We start from the raw sequence: 25,831 nt of genomic DNA on the forward strand, positions 1-25,831 counted from the left end.
CGGGGAAGAGCGAGGGGAGGGTGCGCCGAGGGAGGCGCGGAAGTGTGTGAAGGCGCGGCGGGATCAGGAAAAGGCGATCAAAACCGCGAAACGGCCCGGCCGAAGAGGACGGCGGGCATGGTGCAGGGGGTCAGCTCAACAGGACGACGACCACACTCGACCGAAGTCGATGTGGTCGCGGGTGACCAGCCGCTGCCATGAGTACATGCCGCTAAGTGGAACAGGCATCCGTTTCCGCGTCAACTGCGACCGAGACCCAAATCTCAGCATGCGGACAGGCTTGACAGTGCGCCGTGGCGTCGCCATAGCCTCAAGGACGGCCGTGCTGAGGGGCGCGACCGTTTCTTGAGCCTGTGTGAAGGCGCTCCACTCCCGTGTTCGATCTCTGCATCCACGGAGCCTTCGCATGCCTTCCGCCCAGCCGGTCTCCGGCACCCTCGACACGCCTGCCCCGGCACCGCCGCCCCCGAAAACCGGTGCCGACGAGGCGCCCCGCATCGTCCCGCGCCGCCGCACCGGCCAACGGGCCGCCGCAGCCCTCGTCCTGGCCCTCCTCGCGCTCGCCGCCGCCTCGGTCGTCCGCAACGACGCCTTCCAGTGGGACGTGGTCGCCGGCTACTTCTTCACCACCGCCGTCCTGCGCGGCCTGTGGCTCACGCTCTGGCTCACCGCGCTGGTCATGGTGCTCGGCTTCGCGCTGGGCACGCTGCTCGCCGCGATGCGGCTCTCCGCCAACCCCGTGCTCAGGGGAGTCGGTTGGGGCTACGTCTGGCTGTTCCGCTCGATGCCGGTCCTGGTGCAGCTGCTGTTCTGGTTCAACATCGGGGCGCTGTACCCGCACATCCTCGGCATCAAGACGGTGAACCTCTTCGGCCCGATCACCGTCGCCCTCATCGGCCTCACCCTGCACGAGGCCGCGTACGCCGCCGAGGTCGTACGCGGCGGCATCCTCTCCGTCGACCGCGGCCAGCTGGAGGCCGCGCAGTCCCTCGGCCTGAGCCGGTGGCGGCGCGGCCGGCGGATCGTGCTGCCGCAGGCCATGCGCGCGATCGTGCCGCCCGCCGGGAACATGCTGATCGGCACGCTCAAGGGCACCTCGATCGTCTCCGTCATCGCGGTCCAGGACCTGCTGTACTCCGTGCAGCTGGTCTACCACCGCACCTACCAGGTCATCCCGCTGCTGCTCGTCGCCACCATCTGGTACGTCGTCGTCACCTCGGTGCTGAGCGTCGGCCAGTTCTACGTCGAGCGGCACTACGCACGCGGCGCGGAGCACGCCCGATGAGGCCGTCACTGGTGATCGTGGGAGCCGGGCCGCGGGGGACCGGGCTGCTGGAACGCATCGCCGCCAACGCCGCCGAGCTGTACGGCGACCGGCCGCTGGACATCCACCTCGTCGACCCGCACCCGCCCGGCGGCGGCCGGATCTGGCGGCACGACCAGTCCCCGCTGCTGTGGATGAACTCCACCGCCGAGGACGTCACCATGTTCACCGACGAGTCGGTGGAGATGGCCGGCCCGGTCCGCACGGGCCCCACCCTCGCCGCCTGGGCGCGGCAGACCGGGGAAGGCGCCGCCACCGGCACCGTGCCGCCCGGGACCGCCGAGGCGGCCGGCGCGCTCGGGCCGCGCGACTTCGCCGACCGCCGGCTCCAGGGCGACTACCTCGGCTGGGTCTACGACCGCACGGTCGCGGCCCTGCCGCCCCGGGTCACCGTGCACGAGCACCGGCACCGCGCCGTCCGCGTCGCCGGACCGCGCGACGGCCGCCAGCAGGTATGGCTCGCCGGCCGCCCCACCCCGCTCGTCGCCGACCTCGTCGTCCTCACCCTCGGCCACCTCGGCTCCGAACCGCCCGCCGAACAGCGCGCGCTGGCCTCCTTCGCCGCCACGCACGGACTGACGTACCTGCCGCCGGACTTCACCGCCGACAGCGACCTGTCCGGACTGCGGGCCGGCGAGCCGGTCCTGGTCCGGGGCATGGGCCTGGCCTTCGTCGACCTGACGATCCTGCTCACCGAGGGCCGCGGCGGCCGCTACCTGACCCGGCCCGACGGACAGCTCGCGTACCTGCCGTCGGGGGAGGAGCCGGTGCTGTACATCGGGTCGCGCCGCGGCGTCCCCTACCACTCCAAGATCGGTTACGGCTGGTCGGGCGAACGGCCGCCGCTGCCGCGGTTCTTCGGCCCCGCCCAGGTGGACGAACTGCTCGCCCGGCCCGGCGGCCCCGACTTCACCCGCGACGTCTGGCCGCTCATCGCCAAGGAGCTGGGGTTCGCCCACTACCACCGGCTGTTCACCGCCCACCCCGAGCGCACGGCCGTCCACTGGACCGACTTCGAGGAGAAGTACGCCGCCGCCGACCCCGGCAGCGCCGCACTCCACGCCCTCGTCGCCGCCTCCGTGCCCGACCCCGCCGACCGCCTCGACCTCGACCGGCTCGACCGCCCGCTGACCGGCGTGCGCTTCGGAAGCGAGGCGGCGCTCCAGGACGGCCTGCGCGCGTACATCCAGGCCGACCTGGACCGCCGCCACGACCCCGCGCACAGCCCCGACCAGGCCGTCTTCCTCGCGCTGCTGTCCGTCTACGGGCAGCTGACCCGGTTCGGCGACCTCGGCCCGTGGTGGCACGGCTTCTTCAGCTACCTCGCCTCCGGCCCGCCGGGACCCCGGCTGCGGCAGCTGCTCGCTCTCTCCCGGGCCGGTGTCGTGAAGTTCCTCGGCGCCGACGTCACCGTCACCGCCGACGAGGGGGCCGGCCTCTTCCGCGCGGGCAGCGCGAGCCTGCCCGGCACCGAGGTCACCGCCCGCGCACTGGTGGAGGCCCGGCTCCCCGCACCCTCCGTCACGCACAGCCGGGACGCGCTGCTGCGCGACCTGTACGCCGACGGTGCCGCCGCCACCCCCGGTGGGCTGCTGCGCGTCGACGCCACGGACGGCCGGGTCCTGGACCGCGCGGGCCGGGTCCACCCGCGCCGCTTCGCGCTCGGCCCGCACACCGACGCCCGCGCCTCCGGCGCCTTCACCCGGCCCGGCACCAACGCCCCCTCCTTCCGCCAGAACGACGCGACGGCCCGCACCCTGCTCGCCTTCCTCGCCGCCCGCACCCCCAAGGAACACCATGCCGCTGACCAGTGACGCACCCGCCGCCGACGCCCCGGAGCGCGCCGCGCCACAGAGCGCCGACCCCCCTGCCCTGAAGGTGGTACCGGTACGCCACCCAGCCCGCTGGGCGGCCATCGCCCTCACCGCCGTACTGCTCGCCCAGTTCGTCCACGGGCTGGTCACCAACCCCGGCTGGGAGTGGGGGGTGTTCGCGCAGTTCTTCACCACGGAGACGATCCTGCGCGCGGTGGGCACCACCCTCCAGCTGACCCTGTACGGCACCGCGCTGGGCTTCCTGCTCGGCCTGGTCCTGGCCTTCATGCGGCTCTCGGACAGCCCGTTCCTGAAGGCGGTGGCGGCCGGCTACATCTGGGTGTTCCGCGCGGTCCCGCTCATCGTCCAGCTGCTGTTCTGGTTCAACCTCGCCTACCTCTACAAGCGCATCGACATCGGCATCCCGTTCGGCCCCGGCTTCCTCTCCTTCGAGACGGTCAACCTGGTCGGCGCCATGAGCGCGGCGGTCCTCGGACTCGCCCTGCACCAGGCCGCCTACGCGGCGGAGATCGTGCGCGGCGGCGTCCTCGCCGTGGACGGCGGCCAGCTCGCGGCCGCCGCCGCGCTCGGCATCCCCCGGCTGCGCCAGCTGCGGCGCATCGTGCTGCCGCAGGCCATGCGCGCGATCCTGCCGAACGCCGCCAACGAGGTCATCTCCCTCTTCAAGGGCACCTCGATCGTCTCCGTCATGGCGATCGGCGAACTCTTCTACCAGGTCCAGGTCGTCTACGGCCGCAACGGCCGGGTCGTGCCCCTGCTGATGGTCGCCACCGTCTGGTACGTCCTGCTCACCGGCGCCCTCTCCGTACTCCAGCACTACATCGAACGACACTTCGCAAAGGGGGCCTCGCGATGAGCGCGATGGTCGACATCAGGTCCGTGACCAAGAGCTTCGGATCGGTGGAGGTGCTGCGCGGCATCGACCTCACGGTCCGGACCGGCGAGGTCACCGTCGTACTCGGCCCGTCCGGGTCCGGCAAGTCCACACTGCTGCGGACCGTCAACCACCTGGAGAAGGTGGACAGCGGCCAAGTCAGCGTCGACGGTTCCTTGGTCGGGTACCGACGCTCCGGCAACAAGCTGTACGAGCTGCGCGAACGCGAGATCCTCAAGCAGCGCACGCACATCGGCTTCGTCTTCCAGAACTTCCACCTCTTCCCGCACCTCACCGTGGTGGAGAACATCACCGAGGCCCCCGTCTCGGCCCTCAAGAAGCCCCGGAAGGACGCCGAGGCCACCGCCCGCCGGCTCCTCGAACGCGTCGGCCTCACCGACAAGGCCGGTGCGTACCCCAAGCAGCTCTCCGGCGGCCAGCAGCAGCGCGTCGCCATCGCCCGCGCGCTCGCCCTGGAACCGAAGCTGCTCCTCTTCGACGAGCCGACCTCCGCCCTCGACCCCGAACTGGTCGGCGAGGTCCTCGACGTCATCAAGGACCTCGCGCACCAGGGCACCACCATGATCGTCGTCACCCACGAGATCGGCTTCGCCCGCGAGGTCGCCGACACCGTCGTCTTCATGGACGACGGCCGCATCGTCGAACAGGGCCCGCCCTCCCAGGTGCTCGACGCCCCGCGCCACGAGCGCACCAAAGCCTTCCTCTCCAAGGTCCTCTGACATGCCACGCACCAGAAGGAGCACCCCCGTGAACCGCCGCCGCGCCCTGACCACCGCCCTCGCGCTCACCGCCGGATCGCTGCTGCTGAGCGCCTGCGGCAAGGGCGAGGCGGCGCCGCTGGACGCCCCGCCCGGAGGCGGCGGCGCCAAGTCGAGGATCAACACCGGTCCCGAACAGAACCGTGTCCACGTCGAGAAGGACCCGGAGATCGCCGCACAGGTGCCCGCCGCGGTCCGTGCGCGCGGCAGCCTCCAGTTCGGCCTGAGCACCGGCAGCAACCCGCCGCTGGGCTTCTACGCCACCGACGACCGCACCCTGATCGGCGTCGAACGGGACCTCGCCACCCTCATCGCCGACACCCTCGGCCTGAAACCCCGCTTCCACGCACTGTCCTGGGAGAACCTCTTCGTCGGCCTGGACAGCGGCAAGCTCGACGGCGTCCTCTCCAATGTCACCGTCACCGAGGAACGCAAGGACAAGTACGACTTCGCCACCTACCGGCTGGACGAACTGGCCATGGAGGCCCGCAAGGGCAGCCACTGGAAGGTGCGCGGCGCGAAGGACGTCGCGGGCAAGAAGATCGCCGTCAGCTCCGGCACCAACCAGGAGAAGATCCTCGTGGACTGGAGCGAGGAGAACGAGAAGGCGGGCCGCAAGCCGGTCGACATCAAGTACTACCAGAACACCTCCGACTACTACCTCGCCCTCCAGTCCGGCCGCATCGACGCCTACTTCGGGCCCAACCCGACCTCCGCGTACCACGTCGCCACCGCCGGGCAGACCGAGATCGTCGGCACCTTCTCCGGCGGCGGCGACCAGGTACAGGGCAAGATCGCCGCCACCACGAAGAAGGACAACGGGCTGGTGAAGCCCTATGCCGCGGCCCTCCAGCACGTCATCGACAACGGCGCCTACAAGAAGGTGCTCGCCCGCTGGGGCCTGGAGAACGAGGCCGTGCGGAAGTCGGAGATCAACCCCCGCGGACTCCCCAGGACCGCGAAGTGACCCGCACCCCGCCCTTCGCACCGGAAGGCTCCCGCCGTCGAGACGGACGCGTTCGTCACCCAGCACGCCGCCGACTGCTTCGTCCTCGTACCGCATCTCACCCCGGCGGCCTGGACGACTTCGAGGACCGGGTCGTACCGCTGCTGCAGGAACGAGGCGCGTTCCGTACCGAGTACGAGGGGAACACACTCCGTTCGCACCTGGGCCTCCCGGAGCCCGTACGCGGCCCGGTATGGAAGGGTTGACCGCCATGAGCACGGAAGCGGAGAAGGACTGGCGGACCTGGCGCGAGCTGCGCGAACGGACCGTCTCGGGGCCGTACGGGCCGCTGGCGCTGACCGGTACGCACTGGCTCGCCGACCACCCCGACGGCCGGATCGAGGGCATCCCCGGCCACTGGGCCGAGGACGGCGGGGCGGTCCGGCTGACCGCCGGCGCCGGGGACGGGCTGACGCTGGACGGCGCCCCGTTCGCCGGCGAGGTGCGGCTCGGCCCGGACCCCGCGCCGGCGGAGGCCCGCGTCGCGCACGGCGACCGGCGTCTGGTCGTCCTGCGGCGCGAGGACCAGGGGGCCGTCCGGGTCTTCGATCCGGACTCCGCCGCGCTGCGCGCCTTCACCGGCATCGACGCGTTCCCGTACGACGAGCGGTGGCGGCTGACCGGCCGGTTCCGCCCGTACGCGCAGGCGCGCAGCGTCCAGGTGCCGAACGCCGACGGCCGGGACCGGGGCCTGGGCCTCGGCGGCGAACTGGCCTTCACGGTCGACGGGGAGGAACACACCCTCCAGGTCGCGGTGGAGGCCGACGGCTCGCTGTGGGCGGTGCTCGCGGACGCCACCAGCGGCACCGACAGCTACCGTTTCCGCTTTCTGCGCCCGCCGGCGCCCGCGGCGGACGGCGCCGTGACCGTCGATCTCAACCGCACGCTGCTGCCGCCCTGCGCGTTCGCCGATCACTTCATCTGCCCGTTCCCGCCGCCCGGCAACACCCTCGCGTTCGCCCTGCGCGCCGGAGAACGGCAGCTCAGCGCGGGTCACTGAGCCGCAAACCGGTCCGCGGGAACCGTCCCGGACCGCTGCGCGTCGAAGATCCGACCGAGGGGACCGGACCCACCGCCCCGGCAGCCAAAACCCCCGCTGCCGGGGCCATGTGGCATGCGCCGAACCGGAAACAGCCTCTTGCGCACGGGGCGCGGACACTCCAGACTCCCGTCCAGCGCTTGTCAGGGGCACGCGGAAAACGGAACCCGTGCTGCCTGACTGCGCCTCACGGGCCGCCCACAGGCGACCCCCGATTCCCCTCGGAGGAAGAAGTGAGGAACGAGCGCATCACCCCCCGCAGCGGCGTCGTCAGACGCACCCGGCTGATCGCCGTGGCGTCCGGTCTGATCGTTGCGGGCGCCGTCGCCATCCCGAGCGCCAGTGCCGACGTGCGCCCGGCGAGTACGTTCAGCGCGACTCAGCTCTCCGCGGCCGATGACTCGGTCCGCGCGGCGGATGTCGCGGGTACCGCATGGCGGGTCGACAAGGCGACGAACACCGTCGTCGTCACGGTGGACAAAACGGTCTCCCAGGCTGAGATAGCGAAGATCAAGAAGGCGGCGGGCGTCAACGCCGGCGCCCTCAGCTTCGAGCGCACCACCGGGAAGTTCCAGAAGTACATATCGGGCGGCGACGCGATCTACACGTCCGGTTCGCGCTGCTCGCTGGGCTTCAACGTGCGCAACAGCAGCGGCGCCTACTACGCCCTGACCGCCGGTCACTGCACCGAGGGCGGCTCGTCATGGACCACCGGCAGCGGCGCGCTGATCGGCCCGACCGCCGGCTCCAGCTTCCCGACCAACGACTACGGCATCATCAAGTACACCGGCTCCGTGTCCCATGAGGGCACCGTCGGTGGCCAGGACATCACCAGCGCCGGCACGCCCACCGTCGGTCAGACCGTCACCCGCCGCGGCTCCACCACCGGCACCCACAGCGGACGCGTCACCGCCCTGAACGCGACCGTCAACTACGGCGGCGGCGACGTCGTCTACGGCATGATCCAGACCACGGTCTGCGCCGAGCCCGGCGACAGCGGCGGCCCGCTGTACTCCGGCACCAAGGCGCTGGGCCTGACCTCCGGCGGCAGCGGCAACTGCTCCTCCGGCGGCACCACGTTCTTCCAGCCCGTCACGGAGGCGCTGAGCGCCTACGGCGTGAGCGTGTACTGACCCTGAGTACGCCCTGGCACTTCCCCTTGGCCGGATGAGTGTTCTCGGCCCCGGGCACGTACTGAGGAATACTGCGCCACTGGACTGCAGCCAGCAGCAGTAGGCCCCCGCTCGCCGCGGCGAGCGGGGGCCCTTGGTGTGCGGCCCCGCGCGGACCAGGCGCCGTTATTTCCTTGCCGGGGAAGAGGGGTGCCTTCCCGCACTCGACCCTTACGGCAACCGGGCATACGGTGTAACTACGTGCGACTCGGACGGCCGGCAGCCTGTGCGAGGGGGTCGTGATGGTCGAGGAACTGGTGGCGACCGGGGTGGCGCTGGCCTCGGCGGGTGCCGTGTACGCGGCGGCCGCGGCCCGGGTCATCAAACAGTACGAACGCGGCGTCGTCCTGCGGCTCGGCCGGCTCACCGCGCCGGTCCGCGGACCCGGCTTCACCATGATCATCCCGTTCGTGGACCGGATGCGCCGGGTCAACATGCAGATCGTGACGATGCCCGTGCCGGCCCAGGAAGGCATCACCCACGACAACGTCACCGTCCGGGTGGACGCGGTGGTCTACTTCAAGGTCGTGGACGCCGCCGACGCGGTCGTCCAGGTCGAGGACTACCGCTTCGCCGTCTCCCAGGTCGCCCAGACCTCGCTGCGTTCCATCATCGGCAAGAGCGACCTGGACGACCTGCTCTCCAACCGGGAGAAGCTCAACCAGGGCCTCGAAGTCATGATCGACAGCCCCGCGCTGGGCTGGGGCGTGCAGATCGACCGGGTGGAGATCAAGGACGTCTCGCTGCCGGAGACCATGAAACGGTCGATGGCCCGGCAGGCGGAGGCGGCCCGCGACCGGCGGGCCCGGGTGATCAACGCCGACGCCGAGCTGCAGGCCTCCAAGAAACTGGCCGAGGCGGCCCAGCAGATGTCCGACCAGCCCGCCGCCCTGCAGCTGCGCCTGCTGCAGACCGTCGTGGCGGTCGCCGCCGAGAAGAACTCCACCCTCGTCCTGCCCTTCCCCGTCGAACTGCTGCGCTTCCTGGAGCGCTCCGGCCTCCAGGCCCAGGCGCAGACGGAGGCGTACGAGCGGACGCGGCCCGCGAGCGGCGGCGGCAACGGGGACGCGGGGGACCACGGCGACGACGGCACCGAGGGCGTGGGCCGCGCCGAGCTGCGCCGCGAGGACCGGGGCGGCGCGGGGCCCGAGGACGTACGGCGCGAAGAGGTGGCGCTCGACGCGGCGGAGGACCTGCCGGGCGTCGAGCTGCCGGCGGTGGAGGTCCCCGGCGTCGGGATCCCGGGGCTGACGGCGCCCGAGGACGAGGAGACGCCCCGGAGCGGCACCACGAAGTGACAGGACGGGGCCCAAGGCGCCGTGACCGGCCCGGGTGATGGGTGGGCGGAAGCGGATCGTCTGTTTCCGGACAGGTGTAGTCCTCACCGTGGGGTGGCCACCGGCAGCTCACCGTGTTCACCGGACACCGGAAAGGGGAGGGACATGCGCGGTTATCGGTGTGCAGGACCCGTGGACGATCGGTGAATCGTCGTACGCAAGACCGGAACTCGGTCTTGTGCGCGCCCTTGGGGGGTGGGAATACTCGGCGACGCGCATTGGCATGGACGCGACTGTCGAGCCGGACGCGGCTTCTGATGGTGGGCAGCACATGCGGGCCGCGCACGCCCACGGCACCCGGCCGTACGGCAGGCGCGATGACCGTCCGCGACGGACGGCCCGTTCACGTCCGTGTCTCGATCTCCACCCCCTCAGGGCCCGCACTTCCCCCACCCGGCGGGCCCTTCCCCCCACGGGAGGTTTTGACTTGAAGCACCGCCGCATACCCAAGCGACGCGCCGCCCTGGCCGGCGCCGGCGCCCTCGCCCTGGCCGCCAGCGCCACCTTCGCGCTCAGTGCCAATGCCAGCCCGGCCCCCACGGCCGAGCTTCTGTCGCTGACACCGGCCGCGGCCGGCAAGCTCGCCGCGCAGCTCACCGACGGCACGGCCGGTTCGTACTACGACGCCAAGGCCAAGAAGCTGGTCGTCAACGTGGTGGACGAGGCCGCAGCCGACGCCGTACGGGCCAAGGGAGCCGAGCCCAGAATCGTCCAGCACACGCTCGCCCAGCTGAACGGCGCCCGGCAGACCCTGAAGACCAAGGCCACCATCCCCGGCACGTCCTGGGGCGTCGACCCCAGGACCAACAAGGTCGTCGTCACCGCCGACCGCACCGTCAAGGGCGCGAAGCTGGCGAAGCTCACCAAGGTCGTCGACGGCCTCGGCAGCAAGGTGCAGCTCAACCGCAGCAAGGGAGAGTTCAAGCCCTTCATCGCGGGCGGCGACGCGATCTGGGGGAGCGGCTCGCGCTGCTCGCTCGGCTTCAACGTCGTCAAGGACGGCCAGCCGTACTTCATCACCGCCGGCCACTGCGGCAACGCGGTCAAGAGCTGGTCGGACTCCCAGGGCGGCGGCGAGATCGGCGCCACCGAGGAGTCCAGCTTCCCCGGCAACGACTACGCGCTGGTGAAGTACACCGCCGACACCGACCACCCCAGCGCCGTCGACCTCTACAACGGCAGCAGCCAGGAGATCAGCGGCGCGGCCGAGGCCACCGTCGGCGAGAAGGTCCAGCGCAGCGGCTCCACCACCCAGGTCCACGACGGCACCGTCAAGGCCCTGAACGCCAGCGTCAACTACCAGGAAGGCACCGTCGAAGGCCTGATCCAGACCGACGTCTGCGCCGAGCCCGGCGACAGCGGCGGCGCGCTGTTCGACGGCGACAAGGCGCTCGGCCTGACCTCGGGCGGCAGCGGCGACTGCTCCGGAGGCGGCGAGACCTTCTTCCAGCCGGTCACCGAGGCCCTGGAGGCCTACGGAGCACAGATCGGCTGACCCATCGGCCGACCCCCGCACCCCGGCTCCACGGCCCGGCCCCCGTACGCGTACTGCGTACGGGGGCCGGGCCGCGTTGGTGCACGGTTCCGGCCGCACCGTACGTGCACGGTTCCGGCCGCACCGTACGTGCACGGTTCGGGTCGCTGTACGTGTGCGGCTCCGGTCGACCCGGCCGGGCTCAGCGTCCGTCCAGCGGGCCGAAGGCGGCCAGTGCCTCCTCTGCGGAGTGGGTGTTCCGTACGTACTCGTCCGCCCACTCCGCCGCCTGCGGGAAGCCGGACTCCGCCACGATCCGGGCACAGGCCGCCTCCCGGTCGTACGGCGTGCGGCGCAGCGCGACCGCGCCGCCGCCCGGCCCGAGCAGCGCCCAGTGCGCACCGTCCCGCCCGTACGGCATCCCGACGCTGCCCGGGTTCACCACCAGCCGCCCCTGCGCGATCCGGACGAACGGCATGTGGGTGTGGCCGCACACCACCGTCCGCACCGCCGCCGGCACTCCGGCCAGCACCTCGGCGAAGCGCTCGGCGCGCGAGTCGGCGAGGACCACCTCGGCGTCGTCGCGCGGGGTGGCGTGGCAGAAGAGGACGGGGCCGAGGCCGGGCACGTCCAGCGTCACGGCGGTGGGCAGCGCGGCGAGTTCATCGACGTCGGAGGGGGCGAGCTGCCCGGCGGCCCAGGGCGTGACCCCGTCGGGGGCCGGGGCGCCCGGGTCGTGGTGGCTCGCGGCCAGTTCGCGTTCGCCGTTGCCGCGGAGCCATACGGCCCGGTCGCCGAGGCCGCGCAGCAGCGCGAGGGTTTCCCGGGGGAGCGGCCCGGAGAGCAGGTCGCCGGTGAGGACGACGGTCCGCGCGGCCCGGACATCGGGCTCGGCGAGCACGGCCTCCAGCGCGGGGGCGACTCCGTGGACGTCGGACAGGACGGCTACCGCGGCGGTGTCGGTCATGACGCGAGCCTGGCAGGGCACCGGCGGCGCGGTCGGCGATTCCGCTCTCGGCCGACGCGCCGATGAGCCGACGGTCCGGTGCGTCGGAGAGCCGACGCGCCGAAGAGCCGACGGGCCGCGTTAGCGAGACGTTAGCCGGACAGCTGTGGATCATCAGCGGCGGCCGACAGTCTTGATCTCACCGGCCCGGAAGGCCGCACCGGGAGTACTGGAACACCATGACAAGAGAACGAGGAAAAACGTGTCGAACCGTACCGTTCTGCGCCACGCCCGCAATGCCGCCGCCGCCATGGTGATCGCCGTCGCCGCGTTCGGGCTGACGGCCTGCGACGGCTCCGGTACCGACACGCCGTCGCCCGCCGGCAGCTCGTCCGCCGCCGACCCCTCGCAGTCCGCCGGTTCCTCGGCCGGCAGCGACCAGGGCGGGAGCGACAAGGGCGGGTCCGACCAGGGCTCCGTCAGCGGTACGCCGGCGGCCACGCCCAAGAAGTCGGACGAGCGCTGCACCGACCAGCTCGACTACGCGGGCGACCCCCGGTCCAACGCCGAGATCAACTCGATCGGCGAGGAGACCGGCCACTGCCCGGCACCGCAGAAGGGCGGCGAGCAGACGGACCCGCCGGTGGGCACCCCCAAGAAGGACGGTGTGAGCTGCACCGATCAGATCAACTACGCGGGGGACGCCCGCTCCAACGCCGTCATCAACACCATCGGCGACAAGACCGGCTACTGCCCGCCCGTCCAGAAGTGAGCCCCTGCTGAACCCGTGCTGAGCAGGCACCGAGTTCCGTGCTGAGCAGGCACCGAGCCCCCGCCGTCCCGGCCCGCACCAGCGGACCGGGACGGCGGTCGTTTCGGGGCGGCCTGGGGTCTGCGCGACGGCCCCGTCAGAGCCGCTCGACCAGCCGCGCCGCAGCCGACCTCGCCGTGGCCAGGGCGGTGGCCCGGTCCCCGCCCGGCTGGCCCAGGACCACACGCGTGCTGAGCCCGTCCAGCAGCGCGAGCAGTTCGGAGGCGCGGCCCGCGCAGTCCGCTGCGGCGAACCGGCCCTGCGCGACCCCCTTCGCCAGCAGCCCCGCCAGGTCCTCGCGCCAGCTCCGGTCCAGCTCCTCCTGCGCCTCCCGCAGCGGTTCGTTGACGGCCGTACGGGCCCACAGCTCGATCCACAGCATCCACCGCGGGTCCCGCGGCCCGCGCGGCAGGTAGAGATCGACGAAGGCGTCCAGCATCCGTACCGCGCCGAGCCGGCGCGCGAGCAGCGCCCGCCGCTCCTCGGCGAGCTTCGCCTCGCTGAAGCGCAGTGCCTCCAGCAGCAGCATGTCCTTGCTGCCGAAGTAGTACAGGATGTGGCCGCCGCTGGTGCCGAGCCGTTTGGCCAGCGCCGACATGGTGAGCGCCGCGAGGCCGCCCTCGGCGATGGCGACCATCGCCTCTTCCAGGATCCGGTCGGCAGCGACCTGCCCGTCCCGCCGTCGTGCCACCGCCCGGCCTGCCTTTCGTCCCGTACGTTCCGCTGGGTGTGCGGGTGGGGCGCGGGGTCTCCGCGTGCCCTCGTCCCGACCTTATCCCGGCGGATCCGCCGTGGACTCTTGACGGGTGGGGAAGGGGCGGGCATTTTGAATGACGTTCAAGAATCTTGAACGTCATTCAAAGTCGGGCCCGCAGTCGGGGCCTCCCGAGCCGGAGCGAGGGAAACACATGACGTCTACCGGAGTGGCCGACGACGAGGTCTTCAGAGTCGAGACACACGGCATCGACCCCATCCCCGACGAGGACCGGCACGGCGGGGCCAAGGACCTCTTCTGGCTCTGGTTCGGCTCCAACCTCACCTTCACCTACGTCATCAACGGCACCCTCGCCGTCGCCTTCGGCCTCTCCTTCTGGGCCGCCACCGCCGTCGTCGTCCTCGGCGGCCTCGCCTTCTTCGCCGTCAGCGCCGCCGGCCTCAGCGGCATCCGCACCGGCACCGCCACCCTCGTCATCTCCCGCGCCGCCTTCGGCCACCGCGGCAACTGGCCCGCCGGCATGCTGAACTGGATCGTCAGCATCGGCTACACCATCGTCAACACGGTCGTCGGCGCCCTCGCCCTCGAAGCCCTGCTCGCCGGCGCCCACCTGCTCGACGGCGCCCCGGCCCGCGCCGTCGCCCTGCTGGTCACCCTCGCCCTGACCTTCACCGTCGCGATGTGGGGCCACGCCACCGTGCAGGCCGCCGAACGCTGGATGGCGTACGTCCTCGGCGCGGGCTTCGCCGTCCTGCTCGTCCTCCTGCTGCCCGGCCTCGACCCGCACGCCCCCGCCGCACAGGGCGCCGCCGGCGGCTTCAGCGCCTGGACCCTCGCCCTCGTCGTGATGCTCTCCGGGCCGGTCTCCTACCTCCCGATGCCCGCCGACTACACCCGCTACCTCCCCAAGGACACCTCGCTGCGCGCGATCACCTGGAGCGGCGCCCTCGGCGGCTTCGTCTCCTCCGTCGGCCTCGGCGTCGCGGGCGTCGCCGCCACCACCCGCGCCGACATGACCGACCCGGTCGCGGGCGTCGAAGGACTGCTGCCCGGCTGGTTCAAACCGCTGTTCCTGCTGCTCGTACTGGGCGGCTCGGTCACCAACTCGATCCTCACCCTGTACTCCTCCAGCCTCAACCTCCAGGTCCTCGGCATCCCCTGGACCCGCGCCCGGACCATCGTCATCAGCGCCGCCGTCACCGTCGCCGGCTCCCTCTACGCCCTCTTCCTCGCCGACTTCACCGAGTCACTGCTCTCCTTCCTCTCCCTGATGGTCATCGTCTTCGCGCCCTGGGGCGGCGTCTTCCTCGCCGACATGCTGCTGCGCCGCTGCCGGTACGACGCCGACGCACTCCACGCCGGCCCGGACGGCCGCTACTGGTACCGCGCCGGCTGGCACGCCGAAGGGCTGGCCGCCCTCCTCGCCGGCATGCTCTTCGCCGCGCTGACCTGCGACTCCGAACTGTGGACCGGCCCACTCGTCGCCCCGCTCGGCGGCGGCGACCTCACCCTCCTCGGCTCGGTCGTCGCCGGCCTCACGTACTGGGCCCTCGCCCGGCGCAAGGCCGCGACACCGCTTCCGGTCGCCCCCTGACCGACCAGCCACGGCACATCGCATCGCCACCGCGCGTACCACCAAGCACCGTCACTACGCACCACAACCACTCGCGCCACCCCAGGAGTTGGACATGTCCCCGCACCACCCCGCCGCCGACCTCGTGCTGCGCAACGCCCGCATCCACACCGTGGACCCCGCGCTGCCCGAGGCCGAGGCGCTGGCCGTACGCGACGGCCGCATCGTCTGGCTCGGCGCCGACGACGACGCCGCGGAGTGGATCTCCGGCCGTACCGAAGTCCTCGACGCCCGGGGCAAGCTGGTGCTGCCCGGCTTCATCGACGCGCACAACCACGTACGCCTCGGCTCCGACGACGCCTGCGTCCAGCTCGCCGGCGCCCGCACCCTGGACGAGGTCCACCACCGCATCCGCACCTGGCGGGACGCGCACCCCGACGCCGAGTGGATCGAGGCCGAGGCGCTGGACTACTCCGCGCTCCCCGGCGGCCGCATGCCGCGCGCCGCCGACCTCGACCCGGTCACCGGCGACACCCCCGCCTTCGTGCTGAGCTACGACGTGCACACCGCCTGGCTCAACACCGCTGCCCTGCGCCGCCTCGGCATCACCAAGGACCGCACCGACCTGCCGTACGGGCGCGCCGAGACCGACCCGGAGACCGGCGAACCCACCGGATTCCTCAAGGACTTCGCCGTCCGCGGCCTCTCCCGGGACGGCCACCGCGCCCTGCGCGACCTCGGCGTGCCGTGGGCGTCGCCCGACCGCCAGTACCGCCGCCTCGCCCGCAGCCTGGACGACGCGATCCGCTTTGGCATCACGACGGTGGTCGAGCCGCAGAACTCCCTGGACGACCTGGCGCTCTTCGAGCGGGCCCGCGCGGAGGGCCGGCTGCGCTCGCGCATCGTCGCGGCCCTCTTCCACCCGCGCGGCACGACCGGCGCCGACCTCGTCGATTTCGCCGCCGCCGCCGAGAAGTTCGACGACGACCGGCTGAACGTCGGCCCCCTGAAGCTCTACATCGACGACGTCGTCGAGCCGCGCACCGCCGCGCTCCTCGAACCGTACGCGGGCTGCCGGCACCACCGCGGCGAGACGTTCTACCCGCCGGAGGAGTTCGGTGAGCTGCTGACCGAACTGGACTCCCTCGGCTTCCAGTGCTTCGTGCACGCCACGGGGGACCGCGGCATCCGCACGGTGCTGGACGCGGTGGCGCGGGCCCGCGCGGCCAACGGGCCGCGCGACGCCCGCCACCAGGTCGTACACGTCGAATGCCTGGACCCGGCCGACACCCCGCGCTTCGCCGAACTGGGCGTGGTCGCCTGCATGCAGCCCCGGCACGCCGCACCCGAGATCGCCGGACCGGGCCAGGACTGGGCCGAGAACGTCGGCGCCGACCGCTGGCACAAGGCCTGGCCGCTGCGCAGCCTGCAGGAGGCGGGCGCGGTCCTCGCCTTCTCCAGCGACTGGAACGTCGCCGAGATGGACCCGATGATCGGCATCTACACCGCCGTCACCCGCCGCCCGCTCGGCGGCGGCGAACCCTGGGGCCCGCAGGAGATGATCGACGTGGAAACCGCCGTCCACGGCTACACGATGGGCTCGGCCTACGCCAACTTCCTGGAGAACGAACGCGGTTCACTCACCACCGGCAAACTCGCCGACTTCGTCATCCTCTCCCGTGACATCCTCCGTGCGGTTCCGGAGGACATCCCTGGGACGGTTGCGGAGACGGTCGTGGTGGGAGGGAAGGTGACCCACTCGGCCGCCTGAGTCTCTGCGGGTGAGGCAACCGGCCCCGCCGTCCACCGTCCGCTGTCCACCGGCCGGGGCCACCGGCTGCCTCACCCGCCCTCGGGGGCCCGCCGCTCCGCCAGCCACGGGAATGCCGCCGCCACCCTCCGGATGCCCCGCACCGCCAGTTCGGCCGGTGACTCCTCGCTCTCGCCCGCCGCCCATACCTCGACCGCGGCCCGCAGCGCACCGTCCGCGGCGGCCGCGGTCAGGCGTACCTCCAGCGGTCCCGCCGTGGTCGTCCGGGCCAGTACCTCGATCAGCGCCAGCTCGGACTCGTGGTGCGCGCGGTGCCACACCGCGCGCAGTGCCGGGTTGTCCTGCATCGCGTGCAGCAGCCCCCGCGTCCACTCCAGCGCCTCCTCCGCCCGCGCGCCGGTGGGGGTCAGCGCCGCCCGGGCCGCCCGCTCCAGCACCTCGCCCAGCGGCAGCTCCGGTTCCTGCGCGGCCAGCTCCGCCAGCCCCTCGGCCCAGTCCCGTACGCCCCCGGTCAGCATCGGCGCGACCGCGTCCTCCTTCGTCCGGAAGTAGCGGTAGAAGGTGCGCGGCGCGACGCCCGCCTCGCGGGCGATGTCCTCGGCGGTGACGGCGGCACCGCGCTCGGCGAAGAGCGCCGCCGCGGTACGGGCGATCTCCAGCTCGGTCGCGGCCTTGCGGCGCTCGGTGAGGGACGGGCGGGCGGTGGGTGCGGTGGGCATGGGCCGAGTCTACGTACTTGTACGTCAAAGTGGCGCCACGTGCATGAGTGGCACAGTGTGCCATATAGGCGTACTGTGAAAACGCGGCTCGACGGTGAGCCGCGAGCGACGAGAAGGAGAACGCCCATGCACGCCCTGAACCGCTTCGAGGGTCGCCGTGTACTGATCACCGGCGGTGGGTCGGGCATCGGCCGGGCCACCGTCCACCGGGTCCTCGCGGAGGGCGGCCGGGTCGTGGCCGCCGACGTGAGCGCGGAGGGCCTGAAGGCCACCGCCGAGCGTGCCGCCGCCGACGGCGCGGCCGACCGGCTCACCACCGCGGTCCTGGACATATCCGACGAGTCCGCGGTCGCCGCGGGCGTGGCATCCGCCGTGGAGACGCTGGGCGGCCTGGACGTGCTCGTCAACGCGGCCGGCATCCTGCGCTCCGAGCACACCCACAAGACCACCCTGGACTTCTGGAACCGGATCATCACGACCAACCTGACCGGCACGTTCCTGATGATCCGTGAGGCGCTGCCCGCCCTGCTCACGGGCGAGAAGCCGGTGATCGTCAACTTCAGCTCCACCTCCGCCTCGTTCGCGCACCCGTACATGGCGGCGTACGCGGCGAGCAAGGGCGGCATCCAGTCGATGACCCACGCCATCGCCAGCGAGTACGGCAAGCAGGGGCTGCGCGCGGTGTGCGTCGCGCCCGGCTCCATCGCCAGCGGCATGACGACCGGTCAGGGCCCCGGGCTGCCGGCGGACGCCGACATGAGCCTGTTCGTGAAGCTGGCCCCGGCCATCGGCGAGGGCTTCGCGGGCCCGGAGACGGTCGCGGGCGTCATCGCGATGCTGGCCTCCGAGGACGGCGCCTTCGTCACGGGCACGGAGCTCCGGATCGACGGCGGCACGCACATGTGAGCCGCCGGACGGGGGGCTGTACAGAGGGGCGGGCTGTACGGGGGCCGGCCCGCCCCCGTATTCCTGTCCCTACTGCCGCGTCTCGCTGCGGTCGACCGTGCCCCGGCCCACCGAGAGCGCCGCGAAGAGCAGCGTCAGCGCCGCGGCGACCACCGCCCAGGCCGCGAGCACCAGCAGCGGCCCGGTCAGCGCCTGCCCGTCGAAGTACGCGATCGAACGCGCCGCCCAGGTGCCCGCGCCCGGCGGCAGCGCGGGGCCGATGGCGTGCCAGAAGGGCGGCAGCAGCGGATACGGGTACGCGCCGCCCGCGCTGGGGTTGCCGCCGATCACGACCACGAGGATCGTCAGCCCGATCCCCACGATCCCGGCGATGCCCTGGAACGCGAGGGTCGCGGCGCCCACCGCGAACACGATCAGCGCGCCCAGCCCCCACAGCGCCACCACGCTGCCGGGCAGCGCCCCGAGCACCGGACCGATGACGAGCGCCCCGGCCAGCCCCGCCAGCACCGAGTACAGCAGCAGCGTGCCGAGCCGGATGACGGCCCGCCGGCCGTTGGTGGGGCGCGCCCCGTAGCTGATCGCGAGGATCGCGGCGCACAGGTAGCCGCCCACGCACCACCCCACCACCAGGTAGAACGACGACAGCCCGCGGGCGTCCTGCGGATCCGCCGGGGCCACGTCGGTCGTCCGGACCGTCCGCCCCTCCGTCTGCTCCGCCTTGGCGAGGACCTTCTGGACCGCGTCGGAGAGCGCGCTGCCGCTGCCGCCCGCGACCAGCAGCTCGTCCTGCTTGCCGTGCGGGTCGTACACCAGCGCCCCGTCGATCTCCCGGTCCTTCAGCTGCCGCACGGCCTCGGCCCGGGATCCGGCCGGCCGCGCGTCGAGCGGCGAGCCCGCCATCCCGTCCAGCTTCGCGACCAGCTGCCCGCTCGCCTGCGGGGGCGCGACGACCGCGAAGGCCACGTCCCGGGGCTTGGGGGAGTGGAAGGCGCCCGCGTACGAGGCGATGAACGCGGCCGTCAGCGCCAGCACCCCGATGATCAGCAGCGCGGCCCGCGCCGACACCGCGTCCCGCAGCTCTCCGGCGAAGGTCCTGCGGGTGCCGTCGCCGTCGCCTCCGGTGCCGGCCCCGCCCTCGGCCCCGGTGCCGGTACCGCCGTCCGCTGTGGCCATGTGCCGCTCCTCGTATTCGTAGCGATTCGTCACATATCTTCCTTTTTGTGGGGGAGATATGCGGCCGGGCGGGCATGCCCCGGCGCGTCGCGTGGGCGCCTGCGGGTGGCTGCGCGCGAGCGCGTTCGTACGAACGTTCGAAGAAAGCGTTATGGTGGAAGTGAGACGGGGGATGCAAGAGAAGTCAGGGGGTGCTCACGCGGTAGGAGGTGCGAATGTCCCGGTTCACGCACCTGCACACCGCATCGGGATTCTCCGTGCGGTACGGCGCCTCACACCCCGAACAGCTCGCCGAGCGCGCCGCCGAACGCGGCATGGACGCCCTCGCCCTCACCGACCGGGACTCCCTCTCCGGCGCCGTACGCTTCGCCAAAGCCACCGCCGAAGCCGGCATCCGCCCCCTCTTCGGCACCGAACTGGCGATCAATGCACCCCAGCCGGAACCCACCCCCACCACCCGCCGCCGCACCCCCGTACGCGGCGGAGCCTTCATCGACGAATCGGCCCCCCGCGCCGTCTTCCTCGCCCGCGACGGCGCCCGCGGCTGGGCCACCCTCTGCCGCCTCGTCTCCGCCGCACACGCCACCGACCGCGAACGCCCCCTCCTCCCCTGGGAAGCCCTCACCGGCGGAACGGACGGACGCGCCACCGGCACCACCACCGGCACCACCGACGACATCCGCCGCGCCGCGGCCCACCTCGGCGACCCCACCGACGGCGTCCTCGTCCTCCTCGGACCCGACTCCGAAATCGGCCGTGCCCTGGCCGCCGGCCGCCCCGACCGCGCCGCCCGCCTCCTCGCCCCCTGGCGCGAGCTCTACGGCGACGCACTCCGCCTCGAAGTCGTCCACCACGGCCGCACCGGCACCGGACCCGGCTCCCTCCGGCTCGCGGCCCGCACCCTCGGCTTCGCCGTCGACCAGGGCATCCGCGCCGTCCTGAGCAACGCCGTCCGCTACGCCGACCCCGGCCAGGGCCCCGTCGCCGACGTCCTCGACTCCGCCCGCCGCCTCGTCCCCATCGACCGCCACCGCCCCGAAGCCCGCGACAGCGGCGAACGCTGGCTCAAGGACGCCGACGCCATGGCCCGCACCGCCGAACGCGTCGCCGAAGCCGCCGGCCACCGCCGCGACACCGCCCACCGACTGCTCACCATGACCGAGGAGACGGCGGGGGAGTGCCTGGTCGACCCCCAGGACGACATCGGCCTCGGCACCGTCCACTTCCCCGAACCCCGCCTCGTCGGCGCCGCCCACCGCACCGCCTCACGCGTACTCGGCTCACGCTGCGCCGCCGGAATGGTCCGCCGCCGCTACGACCGCGGCCCCGCGGCCCGCGCCTACTGGGAACGCCTCCACCGCGAACTGGACATCATCGACCACCACGGCTTCGCGTCGTACTTCCTCACCGTCGCCCAGGTCGTCGAGGACACCCGACGCCTCGGCATCCGCGTCACCGCCCGCGGCTCCGGCGCCGGCTCCCTCGTCAACCACCTCCTCGGCATCGCACACGCCGACCCCGTCGAACACGGCCTCCTCATGGAACGCTTTCTCTCCAAGCGCCGCGCCGTCCTCCCCGACATCGACATCGACGTGGAATCAGCCCGCCGCCTGGAGGTCTACCGCGCGATCTTCGACCGCTTCGGCGCCGAACGCGTCGCCACCGTCGCCATGCCCGAGACCTACCGCGTACGGCACGCCGTACGCGACGTCGGCGCCGCCCTCGGCATGGACCCCACCGAAGTGGACCGGATCGCCAAGGCCTTCCCGCACATCCGCGCCCGCGACGCCCGGGCCGCCCTGGAAGAACTGCCCGAACTGCGCGACCTCCGCGAGAACCCGCCGCCCCCGCCCTTCTGGGACCTGGTGGAAGGCCTGGACGCGCTGCCGCGGGGCATGGCCATGCACCCGTGCGGCGTGCTGCTCTCCGACGCCACCCTCACCGCACGGACCCCCGTGGTCCCCACCGGCGGCGAAGGCTTCCCCATGTCCCAGTTCGACAAGGAGGACGTCGAAGACCTCGGCCTGCTCAAACTCGACGTACTCGGCGTACGGATGCAGTCCGCGATGGCCCACGCCACCGCCGAGATCGGCCGCGCCACCGGCCGCCCGGCACCCGACCTCGACGACCCGGCGCAGGTGCCGCCCGGCGACCCCGCCACGTACGGCCTGATCCGCTCCACCGAAACCCTCGGCTGCTTCCAGATCGAATCGCCGGGCCAGCGCGACCTGATCGGCCGACTCCAGCCCGCCACCTTCCACGACCTGGTCGTCGACATCTCCCTCTTCCGCCCCGGACCCGTCGCCGCCGACATGGTCCGGCCCTTCATCGAATCCCGGCACGGCCGCAAACCCATCCGCTACCCCCACCCCGACCTGGAGGAAGCCCTGCGCGAGACCTACGGAGTCGTGGTCTTCCACGAACAGGTCATCCGCATCATCGACCGCATGACCGACTGCGGCCTCGACGAGGCCGACCGGATACGCCGCGGCCTGTCCGACCCCGAATCGCAGGGCCGCATCCGCGTCTGGTTCGCCGAACAGGCCGCCCAGCACGGCTACTCCGCCGACGACATCGCCCGCACCTGGGAGATCATCGAAGCGTTCGGCTCGTACGGCTTCTGCAAGGCGCACGCCGTGGCCTTCGCCGTACCGACCTACCAGTCCGCCTGGCTCAAGGCCCACCACCCGGCCGCCTTCTACGCCGGGCTGCTCACCCACGACCCCGGCATGTACCCCAAGCGCCTCCTCCTCGCCGACGCCCGCCGCCGCGGCGTCCCGATCCTCCCGTTGGACGTGAACCACTCCGACGTCGCTTATCGAATCGAACTGGTGTCTGGTGAATCTCGCCCAACTGTGACCGAACCGTACGCCGAACCGCACGTCGAATCGCGCGTCGAATCGTGCATCGAACTGAATGCTGAACCGCACGTCGAACTGAATGTCGCGGGCAGTGGAGGACGTACCGCGCGTACTGTCTCGCGCGTTGCGGGCAGTGGAGCACGTACCGCGCGCGCCGACTCGCGCGTTGCGGGTGCCGAATCGCGTACCGCTCGCACCGGATCGCGCATGCCGGGGGAGCGCATGGCGGGGGAGCGCGTGGTGGCCGCCTCCGGCGTGGCCGGCCGGTGGGGGCTGCGCCTCGCACTCTCCGAAGTGCACGGCATCAGCGAGGCGGAGGCCGAACGGATCGCCGCCGGCCGTCCCTACACCTCCCTCCAGGACCTCTGGCGCCGCGCTCGCCCCGGCCGCCCCGTACTCGAACGCCTCGCCAGGGTCGGCGCGCTGGACTCCTTCGGTGCCAACCGCCGCGACCTGCTGCTGCACATCGCCGAACTGCACCGCCAGCAGCGGGGCGCGCCGGCCGACACTCAACTCCCGCTGTCCGCGGCGGCGTCGGCACCGGCCGGACTCCCGGACCTGAGCGACGCCGAACGCCTCAGCGCCGAGCTGGGCGTACTGGGCATGGACGCCTCCCGGCACCTGATGGGGGATCACATCCAGTTCCTGAACGAGCTGGGAGTACTCCCCGCCAAGCGGCTGCGCGAAGCCCGACACGGCGACACGGTCCTGGTCGCCGGGGCCAAGGCGGCCACCCAGACACCCCCGATCCGCTCCGGGCGGCGGGTCATCTTCACCACCCTCGACGACAGCACGGGGCTGGTCGACTGCGCCTTCTTCGACGACAGCCACGAGACGTGCGCCCACACCGTCTTCCACTCCTGGCTGCTGCTGGTACGCGGCACGGTCCAGCGCCGCGGCCCGCGCAGCCTCAGCGTGGTCGGCACGGCGGTCTGGAACCTGGCGGAACTGGCGGAACTGCGGGGGCGGGGCGGGCTTCGGGCGGTCACGGCTCATCTGGCTTCCCATCCCCCCCTCCCCCCACCCCCCACCACCCCCACCCCCGGCCCACCCTCCACCCCCGACCCCACCCCAGCCCCCACGCCCACCCCAACCCCCGGGTCCGCCCCGGCCCCCACCTCCGCCCCGGCCCCCGCGTCCGCGTCCGCTCCGACGTACGTCGCCGCCGGGGGCGACCCCGGTGCGCGCGTCACCGGTCACCCCCACAGCCGGAGCGGCTCCGCCGACCGTGAGCTGTACGCCGCCGCCGAACCCGGCACTGCTCCGGCTGGCCCTGGCGGTGCCTCGACTGCCCCTGGCGGTGCCCCGGCAGCCCCCGAAGGCGTCCCGGTCGACCCCCGAGGTGCTGCCACCCCCGGAGGTGTCCCGGCCACCTTCGCCCCGGCGGCGTCAGCGGCATCCGATGACTCGTCGTCCCCGGACGACGAGCGGGTCATCCGTCTGCCCACCGGCTACACCCTGCATCCGTGGGCCGACCTCCAGCCCGCGGGCGAACGCGCCGCCACCGGCCGCAAGCTCTGGCACGCCAGCCCAGGGAGCGCAGGATGACCATTTACCGACGCCTCCCTCCCTCACCTCCTTCCGTTGGTTCTTCCATGAACGCTCCGGCGGATGTCGCCGGCGCTCCGTCCCAGGCGGTCCAGGGCACCCGTCCCGGAGCCGCCGCGCTGTACGTACGTTTCCTCCCTGCCGCTCCTGCCGCTCCTGCCGCTCCTGCCGCTCCTTCCGGTCCCGCTGGTCCGGCTGGTCCCGCTGATTCGGCCGGTGCTGCCGTTCCGGGCGAACCGGCGTCTCCGGCCGCCCCTGTCCCCGCCCCGGGCACCGCTTCCGGGGCGGCCGCTGCCTCTCCCCGTGGGGGGAAGTCGGCCGTCCCGCCCCTCGGGGAGGAGACGTACGAGCGGCTGATCTCGCTGCTGGGGGAGTTCACCCCCGTGGTCGAGGCGCTGCCGCCCGACGCCGCGCTCGCCGATGTACGCGGTGCGCAGCGGTACTTCGGCCGGGACGCCGCCGGTATCGCCGAGCTGCTCCGGTTGCGCGCCCTGGCCTGGTACGACGTCGAGTGCGCCATCGGTATCGCCGGTAACCCCCTGCTCGCTCGGATGGCTGCCCAGGACGCGGCACCCGGGGAGATCCACGTCGTCCCCGGTGACCCCGAGGGCGTCGCGGCCTTCCTGGACCGCAGACCCGCCGCCGCTCTGTACGGCATCGGTCCCGCGGCGGCCCGTGCCCTGTGCTCGTACGGGCTCGACAGCGTCGGGCGGATCGCCGCGGCACCGCCCGCCACCCTGCAGCGCATCCTCGGCTCGAAGGCCGGCCGCCGGGTGTACGAGCGGGCTCGCGGTGTTGATCCGACGCCGGTGACCCCGAACGCTCCGGCCCGCTCGATGGCCGCCGAGCACCGCTTCGCCCACGACGAGCTGGACGAGGCGCGGCGCCGCAGGGCGCTGCTCTCGCTCGCGGACGAACTCGGCTCCCGAATGCGCAGCGGCGGTCAGGTGGCAGGCGCGCTCACGCTCACCGTCCGCTATGCCGACCGCTCCACCACGACCCGCACCCGCCGGCTGGCCGAGCCGACCGCGCACGGGCCCGCGCTGACCGAGGTCGCCTACGCGTTGCATGCCGCGCTCGGTCTGCAACGCGCGCGCGTCCGGGCGGTGGCGCTACGGGCCGAGGATCTCTGCCGGGCCGAACGCGCCGCTCGTCAGCTGTCGTTCGATCCGGCGGACGACAAGGCCCGTCGCATCGAAGCCGCTGTCGACCGCGCCCGTACCCGGTTCGGTCCGCAGGCCGCCCGTCCCGCCGCCGCGTGGGCCGCCCCCGTGTCGGCCGCCCCCGCGCGTGCCGGGAGCCGCCGGCTCTACGGTCAGCCGTACAGCCGCTCGGCGTACCGCGGGCCGTAGTGGGCCTCCAGGGCTTCGAGCGAAAGGTCCGGGGCCTCCAGGGCCTTGCATATTCGGGCCCGGGAGGGGAGCGCTTCGGGATGCCAGGTCTCCGCACGCCACAGGGCGGAGCGGAGGAACGCCTTCGGGCAGTGGTGGAAGACCTCTTCGATCTCCACGAGCAGCGCGAGCGCCGGGCGGTGGCCGTTGACGACCAGGTCGTCGAAGAAGGGGGCGTCGCGCAGCAGCCGGGCGCGTCCGTTGATACGGAGGGTGTCGTTGCGGCCGGGGACGACGTACGCCAGCCCCACATGCGGGTTGGCCAGGACGTTGACGAAGCCGTCGACGCGCTTGTTGCCGGGGCGGTCGGGGATGACGATCGTGGTGTCGTCCAGTACGAGGGTGAAGCCCGCGGGGTCGCCCTTGGGGGAGACGTCGCACCGTCCCTCCGCGTCGGCCGTGGAGACCAGGCAGAAGGGGGAGTTGGCCAGCCACTGCCGGTCCAGATGGTGGAGCGCGGGGCGGACCTTGTTGGCGGCGCGGTCGTTCGGCTTGCCGACCAGGTCGCGCAGTTCCGCCACGGAGGTGACCTCTACCAGGCCCTTCAGCGGTCGGCTTTCGCCTGCCTGTTCCGCTG

At 72.6% G+C, this 25,831-nt stretch carries 20 protein-coding genes and 1 pseudogene; 16 read left to right on the plus strand and 5 right to left on the minus strand.

The features are described from left to right. Nucleotides 1-406: 406 nt before the first annotated feature. The 10 genes and pseudogenes from ABZ840_RS27580 to ABZ840_RS27625 all read left to right on the plus strand — a co-directional run bounded on the left by ABZ840_RS27580 (nucleotide 407) and on the right by ABZ840_RS27625 (nucleotide 10,861). A complete protein-coding gene (locus ABZ840_RS27580; RefSeq protein WP_361563325.1) occupies nucleotides 407-1,285 on the plus strand; it encodes an amino acid ABC transporter permease in 879 nt (292 codons plus the stop codon). Then, entirely contained in the window at nucleotides 1,282-3,138 is a 1,857-nt protein-coding gene (locus tag ABZ840_RS27585; protein ID WP_361563328.1) for an FAD/NAD(P)-binding protein, read from the plus strand. Before ABZ840_RS27580 ends, ABZ840_RS27585 begins: the two co-directional genes overlap by 4 nt. Continuing rightward, complete coding sequence (locus ABZ840_RS27590) at nucleotides 3,122-4,015, plus strand: amino acid ABC transporter permease (protein WP_361563331.1); 894 nt, start codon at nucleotides 3,122-3,124, stop codon at nucleotides 4,013-4,015. Before ABZ840_RS27585 ends, ABZ840_RS27590 begins: the two co-directional genes overlap by 17 nt. After that, nucleotides 4,012-4,773 (plus strand): amino acid ABC transporter ATP-binding protein, encoded by a 762-nt coding sequence (locus ABZ840_RS27595; protein WP_361563334.1) that lies wholly within the window; start codon nucleotides 4,012-4,014, stop codon nucleotides 4,771-4,773. Before ABZ840_RS27590 ends, ABZ840_RS27595 begins: the two co-directional genes overlap by 4 nt. Before the next feature lie 28 nt (nucleotides 4,774-4,801). Continuing rightward, nucleotides 4,802-5,779 (plus strand): ABC transporter substrate-binding protein, encoded by a 978-nt coding sequence (locus ABZ840_RS27600; RefSeq protein ID WP_361563337.1) that lies wholly within the window; start codon nucleotides 4,802-4,804, stop codon nucleotides 5,777-5,779. 48 nt (nucleotides 5,780-5,827) lie between these two features. Continuing rightward, a pseudogene (locus ABZ840_RS27605) lies at nucleotides 5,828-6,024 on the plus strand (F420-dependent methylene-tetrahydromethanopterin reductase); the annotation flags it as partial. Between the two features lie 5 nt (nucleotides 6,025-6,029). Next, nucleotides 6,030-6,818, plus strand: coding sequence for a DUF1684 domain-containing protein (locus ABZ840_RS27610; RefSeq protein ID WP_361563340.1), 789 nt, complete (start codon nucleotides 6,030-6,032; stop codon nucleotides 6,816-6,818). A gap of 272 nt (nucleotides 6,819-7,090) precedes the next feature. Continuing rightward, a complete protein-coding gene (locus tag ABZ840_RS27615; RefSeq protein ID WP_361563343.1) occupies nucleotides 7,091-7,990 on the plus strand; it encodes a S1 family peptidase in 900 nt (299 codons plus the stop codon). Between the two features lie 281 nt (nucleotides 7,991-8,271). After that, a complete protein-coding gene (locus ABZ840_RS27620) occupies nucleotides 8,272-9,327 on the plus strand; it encodes a slipin family protein (protein ID WP_361563345.1) in 1,056 nt (351 codons plus the stop codon). 466 nt (nucleotides 9,328-9,793) lie between these two features. Continuing rightward, nucleotides 9,794-10,861: a S1 family peptidase gene (locus ABZ840_RS27625; RefSeq protein WP_361563348.1), complete on the plus strand. Its 1,068-nt coding sequence runs from the start codon at nucleotides 9,794-9,796 to the stop codon at nucleotides 10,859-10,861. 181 nt (nucleotides 10,862-11,042) lie between these two features. Here the strand turns inward: ABZ840_RS27625 and ABZ840_RS27630 are convergent, their stop codons facing one another. Then, nucleotides 11,043-11,807, minus strand: a complete 765-nt coding sequence (locus tag ABZ840_RS27630; RefSeq protein ID WP_361563351.1) for a metallophosphoesterase family protein — start codon at nucleotides 11,805-11,807, stop codon at nucleotides 11,043-11,045. Between the two features lie 241 nt (nucleotides 11,808-12,048). Between ABZ840_RS27630 and ABZ840_RS27635 the strand changes: the two genes are divergently transcribed. Then, nucleotides 12,049-12,558: a hypothetical protein gene (locus ABZ840_RS27635; RefSeq protein WP_361563354.1), complete on the plus strand. Its 510-nt coding sequence runs from the start codon at nucleotides 12,049-12,051 to the stop codon at nucleotides 12,556-12,558. A 136-nt stretch (nucleotides 12,559-12,694) separates the two neighbouring features. Here ABZ840_RS27635 and ABZ840_RS27640 read toward each other — a convergent pair whose 3' ends face one another. Then, complete coding sequence (locus ABZ840_RS27640) at nucleotides 12,695-13,288, minus strand: TetR/AcrR family transcriptional regulator (protein WP_361563357.1); 594 nt, start codon at nucleotides 13,286-13,288, stop codon at nucleotides 12,695-12,697. 217 nt (nucleotides 13,289-13,505) lie between these two features. Between ABZ840_RS27640 and ABZ840_RS27645 the strand changes: the two genes are divergently transcribed. Both ABZ840_RS27645 and ABZ840_RS27650 read left to right on the plus strand, forming a co-directional pair. Beyond that, a complete protein-coding gene (locus ABZ840_RS27645) occupies nucleotides 13,506-14,906 on the plus strand; it encodes a cytosine permease (protein WP_361563360.1) in 1,401 nt (466 codons plus the stop codon). Between the two features lie 94 nt (nucleotides 14,907-15,000). After that, on the plus strand, nucleotides 15,001-16,656 hold the full coding sequence (locus ABZ840_RS27650; RefSeq protein ID WP_361563362.1) for an amidohydrolase: 1,656 nt from the start codon (nucleotides 15,001-15,003) through the stop codon (nucleotides 16,654-16,656). A 71-nt stretch (nucleotides 16,657-16,727) separates the two neighbouring features. On the opposite strand, the gene ABZ840_RS27655 is transcribed toward ABZ840_RS27650, so the two are convergent. Further along, nucleotides 16,728-17,375: a TetR family transcriptional regulator gene (locus ABZ840_RS27655; protein WP_361563365.1), complete on the minus strand. Its 648-nt coding sequence runs from the start codon at nucleotides 17,373-17,375 to the stop codon at nucleotides 16,728-16,730. Between the two features lie 135 nt (nucleotides 17,376-17,510). Between ABZ840_RS27655 and ABZ840_RS27660 the strand changes: the two genes are divergently transcribed. Beyond that, nucleotides 17,511-18,281: an SDR family oxidoreductase gene (locus ABZ840_RS27660; protein WP_361563602.1), complete on the plus strand. Its 771-nt coding sequence runs from the start codon at nucleotides 17,511-17,513 to the stop codon at nucleotides 18,279-18,281. 69 nt (nucleotides 18,282-18,350) lie between these two features. On the opposite strand, the gene ABZ840_RS27665 is transcribed toward ABZ840_RS27660, so the two are convergent. After that, a complete protein-coding gene (locus ABZ840_RS27665) occupies nucleotides 18,351-19,487 on the minus strand; it encodes a DUF3533 domain-containing protein (protein WP_361563368.1) in 1,137 nt (378 codons plus the stop codon). 182 nt (nucleotides 19,488-19,669) lie between these two features. Between ABZ840_RS27665 and dnaE the strand changes: the two genes are divergently transcribed. After that, nucleotides 19,670-23,863: a DNA polymerase III subunit alpha gene (dnaE, locus tag ABZ840_RS27670; RefSeq protein WP_361563370.1), complete on the plus strand. Its 4,194-nt coding sequence runs from the start codon at nucleotides 19,670-19,672 to the stop codon at nucleotides 23,861-23,863. Nucleotides 23,864-24,216: 353 nt separating this feature from the next. Beyond that, nucleotides 24,217-25,215 carry a helix-hairpin-helix domain-containing protein gene (locus tag ABZ840_RS27675; RefSeq protein WP_361563604.1) on the plus strand — a complete coding sequence of 333 codons (999 nt, stop codon included), beginning with the start codon at nucleotides 24,217-24,219 and terminating at the stop codon, nucleotides 25,213-25,215. On the opposite strand, the gene ABZ840_RS27680 is transcribed toward ABZ840_RS27675, so the two are convergent. Continuing rightward, entirely contained in the window at nucleotides 25,179-25,775 is a 597-nt protein-coding gene (locus tag ABZ840_RS27680) for a pyridoxamine 5'-phosphate oxidase family protein (protein WP_361563373.1), read from the minus strand. The two genes, ABZ840_RS27675 and ABZ840_RS27680, sit on opposite strands and share 37 nt — an antisense overlap. Nucleotides 25,776-25,831 lie beyond the last annotated feature (56 nt).

Source organism: Streptomyces sp. NPDC047117, assembly GCF_040643545.1.
Lineage (GTDB): Bacteria > Actinomycetota > Actinomycetes > Streptomycetales > Streptomycetaceae > Streptomyces.